At 32.5% G+C, this 6,208-nt stretch carries 6 protein-coding genes and 3 tRNA genes; all 9 read right to left on the bottom strand.

From position 1 onward, the window contains the following. Nucleotides 1-44 precede the first annotated feature (44 nt). Nucleotides 45-1,871: a hypothetical protein gene (locus B2217_RS11485; RefSeq protein WP_180906193.1), complete on the bottom strand. Its 1,827-nt coding sequence runs from the start codon at nt 1,869-1,871 to the stop codon at nt 45-47. A gap of 8 nt (nt 1,872-1,879) precedes the next feature. Continuing rightward, complete coding sequence (locus B2217_RS11480; protein WP_038334631.1) at nt 1,880-2,437, bottom strand: C40 family peptidase; 558 nt, start codon at nt 2,435-2,437, stop codon at nt 1,880-1,882. Between the two features lie 44 nt (nt 2,438-2,481). After that, nucleotides 2,482-3,024, bottom strand: a complete 543-nt coding sequence (locus tag B2217_RS11475) for an RNA polymerase sigma factor (RefSeq protein ID WP_038334626.1) — start codon at nt 3,022-3,024, stop codon at nt 2,482-2,484. Between the two features lie 81 nt (nt 3,025-3,105). Beyond that, nucleotides 3,106-3,176, bottom strand: a tRNA-Gln gene (locus B2217_RS11470). A gap of 39 nt (nt 3,177-3,215) precedes the next feature. Beyond that, a tRNA-Gln gene (locus B2217_RS11465) sits at nt 3,216-3,286 on the bottom strand. Between the two features lie 92 nt (nt 3,287-3,378). After that, nucleotides 3,379-3,449: transfer RNA gene (locus B2217_RS11460), tRNA-Gln, on the bottom strand. A 292-nt stretch (nt 3,450-3,741) separates the two neighbouring features. Then, the gene (locus B2217_RS11455; RefSeq protein WP_291067251.1) at nt 3,742-4,767 is read right to left on the bottom strand and encodes a hypothetical protein; all 1,026 of its coding nucleotides are present in this window, start codon (nt 4,765-4,767) and stop codon (nt 3,742-3,744) included. A gap of 74 nt (nt 4,768-4,841) precedes the next feature. Beyond that, on the bottom strand, nt 4,842-5,411 hold the full coding sequence (xpt, locus tag B2217_RS11450) for a xanthine phosphoribosyltransferase (protein ID WP_219034709.1): 570 nt from the start codon (nt 5,409-5,411) through the stop codon (nt 4,842-4,844). Nucleotides 5,412-5,484: 73 nt separating this feature from the next. Continuing rightward, nucleotides 5,485-6,208: glutamine-hydrolyzing GMP synthase (gene guaA / locus B2217_RS11445; protein ID WP_291122616.1), on the bottom strand; the 724-nt coding region annotated here is incomplete at its 5' end.

Raw genomic sequence — 6,208 nt, 5'->3', positions numbered from 1 at the left:
GACATAAAAAAAGCTTGAAGAAATCTTCAAGCTTTTTTTATGTCTTAATCCCACCTATTCCAACGAATATAATTTGGTTTTGAGAAGTCGAAATCCATCATTTGATAATCTCTATTATCAATCAAATTTGTCTTGATTAGATTATCACCTTGTCCAGGAATTGAAGGATAATACGACAATGAAAACCTGATATTATTAAACACAAAATAATCATTTGTCAACATCACCCCCAAACTAAAACGCGAATAAATTGGGTTATTATTCAGTATAAATTTTTTGTTATCTCCAATTGCCGCAACCATCGCATTGAAAAATGGCGAAATACGAAATCCTAAAAACTCGTAAGGTGTATAGGATTGCAATTGATACTCGAACATTAATTTCTGTTGACCTGTTAATCCTCTATCCGATTTGAAACCTGCCATTCCCAAATAATCATGTTCATGAAGCGAAAGTTGATCTGCAGGAGAATCTAAACGATCATGTCCCAAAAGATAATTAGTTTTCATGAAGTTTCTGAACTTCCATTTTCCCCAACTTATCAATTTTGCCATATATTGTAATTCTACTGATAGCGTTTTTTGTTCAAATTTTCCTTTATTAAAAAATCCTCCAAACTCTACTCCAAATCCCCAAAAACCAGTATTTAAGAAACCTCCAGCAGAAGCTTTTCCGCCAAGATAATAACGATCAGTTTGGCGAATATTTTGAATACCTCCTATAATTCCCAATGATTTTCCTATCGCAATATCTTCTTCAATATCATAATTGAAAATATATTTTGTTTTGATATATCGTTTCGAAGAAATTCCTATCCCTACTAAATAATTCGTTTGGTCAGAAAAAAAGTTCACAGGATCGTTTTCCGGAGTTGGTGTTTCGGTATAAGATCGATCATAAAATCTCCCTGAGACAATAAAATTGGTAATATTTTCTGAATGACCATCATCAATTCTAAACGCTCTTGCCAACCAATAATCTTGGTAATTATATTTGAAATGATTATCAACCAAAATAGGTTTTTCGAAGTCTAATGAATCTTTAAAATACACTTGTCCAACTGAAACTCCACCCGCATAATGCGCTAATGGCGAATAAAAAGGTCGTACAAAACTGATTGATTTTGTATAATGATTGTCTTCATTTTTGAAATAACGTACATTCCCAATAATTCGAGTTTGAGCAATATTTGGAACCGTATAATTAAATTGATATAACGAATTTCCTGTTTTGTAATTGTGACGATAACGATTATCAAACACATGTCCTAAACCTAAAAAATTTCGCTCTCTAACGCGAATCCCAGCTTTCGAACTCGAAACCGAACCTGTAATAAACATACTCCAAGAATCAATTGAATTAACATACAAATCAACCGAATCATTTCCCACAGCTTCTTCCTTAATCTCTACTCGACGAATAGAACGATTGGTACGAATCAAACGCTCGGATTCCGCTGCCTTAACAGAATCATATCTATCTCCAGGCTTTAACAACATATTTTGGCGCAACACAAATTTTTTGGATTTTCCATGCAATGTATTTCCAGCTCTTTCAATCCATCTTGTCGGTTTTTTTGTCGTATCCTGCAAAGAATATCCAAACGGATCTTGTGTTTTGTAGTAAATATTTCGAATGATTTTACCTTGATATTTTCCATCATCCACATCATTATTGGGCTGAATAGGAAAACTCGTTGGTTTTTTCTTAAATAATAATTTTTGATAAAATTTTCTAAACTTAGAATGATTTTTATTCTCAATTCTAACAGTATCAATTTTTACACTATCTTCTTGAGCATTAACAACTATGGATAAACTAAAAAATAGTAATCCTAGAAAAGTTAATAATATAGTTCTTTTTTTAAGCACACGTCAAGTTATAAAAGTCTAACCGCTTTTACAAATCTAGTTTTCCAATAATTTTCGTCAAGGGAAGAAATGATAACACCTTTTGAAGTAGATGAATGCACAAAACTGATTGAACCATCATGATTAATACTTTCTACAATACCTACATGAGAAATTGAATTCCCCGAAGTATTAAAAAATATCAAATCTCCAATCTTTACATTTTCAATCGTAATTTCTTTTCCATATTCTGCCTGATCACTCGAACGACGAGGCAATTCTAAATTCATTTCCTTGAAACTTACATAAACCAGTCCCGAACAATCGAAACCTGTTTTCGTAACTCCACCATATTTGTAAGGTGTTCCTAAGTAAGATTTTGCCGTTTTTAGAATTTTATTTATATCACGAGGCGCACTATCATCAGCATTTTTAGAACGAAAAACCTCTGTAGATTCGTTTTTTTTGGAAGAAGTATAAACTTTTTTAGAACCAGTTTTCTTATACGAAGTTACTTTACTACTTCCACAAGACGTCAAGAATAAACTTGCGATAATAATTGTTGTAAGGTATATGTGCTTCTTCATTTTCGATCCAGTTTTCTTCAACAAATTTTCAACGAATAAATTTACTAAATATTATCTTGCATCACCTCTGTTAACAATTGTTTGGCTCTTAAAAGACGAACTTTAACATTTGGTAAGGTCAAATTGAGTTCTTCAGCAATCTCTTTGTATGTTTTATCTTCGATATAACGCAATTCTATAATTTTTTGATAAGGTTCTCTCAATTTTGCAATAGCTTTTATCAGCGTGTCATTATCTTGTTTTAAAATCAAATGTTCTTCTGGCGAAGGATGATCTTCTAAAATTTCTAAAAAATTGGTTTCATCATCAAGAGAAATATTCAGTTTTGGAGATCTTCTGATATGATCAATCATCGTATTATGTGCGATAGAAATTACCCAAGTCGTAAAGTCAAAATCTTCGTTATATAATTTCAATTTTGTAAAAACCTTCGTAAACGTTTCTATAGCGATATCTTCGGCTTCTTCTTCGTTTCTAATCTTAGAAAATACATAATGATAAACTTTGTTCCACAAAACCTCTATCACTGCGTTCTGAGCATTTCGTTTCCCTTTTTTAGCTTCTAAAATTATGTCCTCTAATGTCATTTACTAAATCAATTATGATAAATATAACAAAATATATAGTATAAAAAAAGCTTCAATAAAAATATTGAAGCTTAAAATCTGTAGACCCACAGGGATTCGAACCCCAACTAGCGGCACCAAAAACCGATGTGCTACCGTTACACCATGGGTCTGTCCATGATTATTATGTTAAAATTGAAAAGAAAAAATTGTAGACCCACAGGGATTCGAACCCCAACTAGCGGCACCAAAAACCGATGTGCTACCGTTACACCATGGGTCTGACTAAATTTTATTTCAATTTTTGCAACTTTTCTCTTAACTAGGTTAGATAAAAATGCCTCAACAATTGCTTATCGAGGCATAAGACTTTTGTAGACCCACAGGGATTCGAACCCCAACTAGCGGCACCAAAAACCGATGTGCTACCGTTACACCATGGGTCTATGTCTTAATTGCTGTGCAAATATAGAAAGGTTTTTTAATTCACCAAAACTAATTTTACAAGTTTTTAGCTAAAACAGACGTTTTATGTGATAAGCTATTGAAAATGAATTTTAAAAAATGATTAAATTTTTTACATTTTTTTTATCAAAGCTTCATACGGATGATTTCGTTCTTGAATTTACGTTTCAAATCTTGCCCACAATCAAAAATCATTTGTTCATTTGATGGAAATGGAGCTGGTCTTCTACCAATCATATTTATATAATCTCGATCCAAAGAACGTCGATCACCTTAGTAAGTTCCGTAAGAATCTCTAAAAATAAACTGACTTGCTAAGTTTTTAGAATCGATGGCTTGCTCTTTTTGATTATCGATCAAATAATATTTTGCCGTAATTGCAGCTTCCTTGATGCGTTGTACTTCTTCAAAACGACTTTTTACTGTAATATAACGATCTACCATCACGGGTTTTCCGTCTTTATCTTTTACCACTACTCCATTTTGCACCAATTCTTCTTTACCATCAACAATTTTTTTCTCAAAATTATGCACCTCAATTTTTTCTCGTTCAGGTGAAACATTTATCGTCTCAAAACTTAATTGAATTACATAATCATAAGAACTATTTAATTTTCCCGTGTAAAATTCAGTCCAATTAGAATCCAATCCATACGAATTAAAATCTAACAAATCTTTCTCTAATAGTTTAGGAATAACAACTTCTGTGTTGTTCACCAATTGCACCAAAACTTTATACATTCCGTTTGTACGAGCCGTATTCATCAAACTACGAGTATCTTTATAATTTGAATAAACACTTTCTAAAACTTGAAACTTTTGATAAGCCGTTTGTGCATTCAGTTTTCCTCCTTGATTTAGAAAAGATTTTCCTTCATCGTACAAAAATTGCGCATACTTTTCTTGAATTGTTTTATAAGCTGTTGAATAATCTTTTGTTTTGAAATTATACGTTTTCCCGCTAATCGATCTTCCATCAATTCCAGCAATCGTTTTTTGTCTTTCTTGCAAACGATTAATAATTTGATACGCTTCCTGATATTTAGAAGGATTTGTCAACGTTTCGATTTGTTTCAATCTATTTTCATCTTCTTGCTGTCCTTTGTTATAAGCTTCAAAAATTAATGGAACATATTTGATTCCATTTTTCTCCGATGGATTTTTGAAATAAGCTTGCGTAGATTGTTCAAAAGCTTGCTGAAAATTACCAGAAACCAATGCTGAATTCGCCGATTTGTACGAATTACAATTTGTAAAGAATAGTAAAGAGAGCGTTAAGGCAAGTAATTTTATTTTCATATTATCAAGGTAAGTTTTTTGTTTTTTAAAAGTAAAAAGAAAGCCAATATAAATTGGCTTTTGGTTGATATTTTTTATTCTTCAAAAATAATTGAGTTGTCTCCCAAAGATTTTAATCTTACTAAAGATTCAACTCTGATATTTTCATTCAATAAGCGATCGCGTCCTTCTTGAAATGATTTCTCAATTATAAAGCCCATTCCCAAAAGGTTTGCGCCAGATTGTTTAATCAAATTTTCAACACCCAACGCTGCATTTCCATTCGCTAAAAAATCATCAATAAAAATAACATGATCATTTTCATTCAAAAATTGACTACTTACGCAAACATCGTACGTTCGGTCTTTCGTGAATGAATACACTTGCGACGCATAAAAATCTGTCATTGTTTTAGGCTTTGCTTTCTTCACAAAAACAACAGGCAAATTCAATTCTAATCCAACCATAATCGCTGGAGCAATGCCGCTTGCTTCGATTGTAATGATTTTATTAATGTTTAAATCCGAAAATCGCTGGACAAATTCCGACGCAATTGCTTTCATCAGAACAGGATCCATTTGGTGGTTGATAAAACTATCAACTTTTAGAATTCCACCATCGAAACTTTTTCCATCCTTCAGAATTCTTTCTTTTAAAAGTTCCATTTAATATTTAGTTTTTTAAAGTTTACATAGAAAAAAAGCCAGCACATTGGCTGGCTTTGATATATTTTTCAGCTTATTCCCACTCGATAGTTGCTGGTGGTTTTGAGCTGATATCGTAAGCTACACGGTTAATTCCTTTTACCTCATTGATAATTCTATTCGAAACTAATTCTAAGAATTCGTAAGGTAATTTTGACCACGTTGCTGTCATAAAATCGATCGTATTTGCAGAACGAACAACCGCCGTATATTCGTACGTACGCTCGTCTCCCATTACTCCAACAGATTTTACAGGTAATAAAACCACGAAAGCTTGAGAAACTTCGTCGTATAAATTATGTGCATAAAGCTCGTCAATAAAAATTTGATCTGCTTCTTGTAAAATACGTACTTTTTCTTCGTCTACTTCACCTAAAACACGGATTCCTAAACCTGGTCCTGGGAAAGGATGGCGGTAAACTAATTCACGAGGAATACCTAATTCTACTCCAACTTTACGTACTTCATCTTTGAATAATTCGCGTAATGGTTCTAATAATTGAAGTTTCATATCTTCTGGTAATCCACCAACATTGTGGTGAGATTTAATAGTTGCAGAAGGTCCTTTTACAGATTGCGATTCGATTACATCAGGATAAATAGTTCCTTGCGCTAAGAATGCTGCATCTTCAAATTTATTTGATTCTTCATCAAAAACAGCCACGAAATCTTTACCAATTGATTTACGTTTTGCTTCTGGTTCATCGATACCTTTCAAGTTTGTTAAGAAACGTTCTGAAGCATCTACCATTTTGATG

Origin of the sequence: Empedobacter sp. UBA7620, from assembly GCF_002484185.1 — a bacterium.
GTDB lineage: Bacteria > Bacteroidota > Bacteroidia > Flavobacteriales > Weeksellaceae > Empedobacter > Empedobacter falsenii_C.
Note: the sequence above shows the minus strand (reverse complement) of the source record. Positions and strands in the feature narration are given on the sequence as shown.

Coding starts and splice junctions, on each gene's coding strand:
- B2217_RS11480 (WP_038334631.1), bottom strand. CDS start 2,437: ATGAAGAAGCACATATACCTTACAACAATTATTATCGCAAGTTTATTC.
- B2217_RS11475 (WP_038334626.1), bottom strand. CDS start 3,024: ATGACATTAGAGGACATAATTTTAGAAGCTAAAAAAGGGAAACGAAAT.
- B2217_RS11455 (WP_291067251.1), bottom strand. CDS start 4,767: ATGAAAATAAAATTACTTGCCTTAACGCTCTCTTTACTATTCTTTACA.
- xpt (WP_219034709.1), bottom strand. CDS start 5,411: ATGGAACTTTTAAAAGAAAGAATTCTGAAGGATGGAAAAAGTTTCGAT.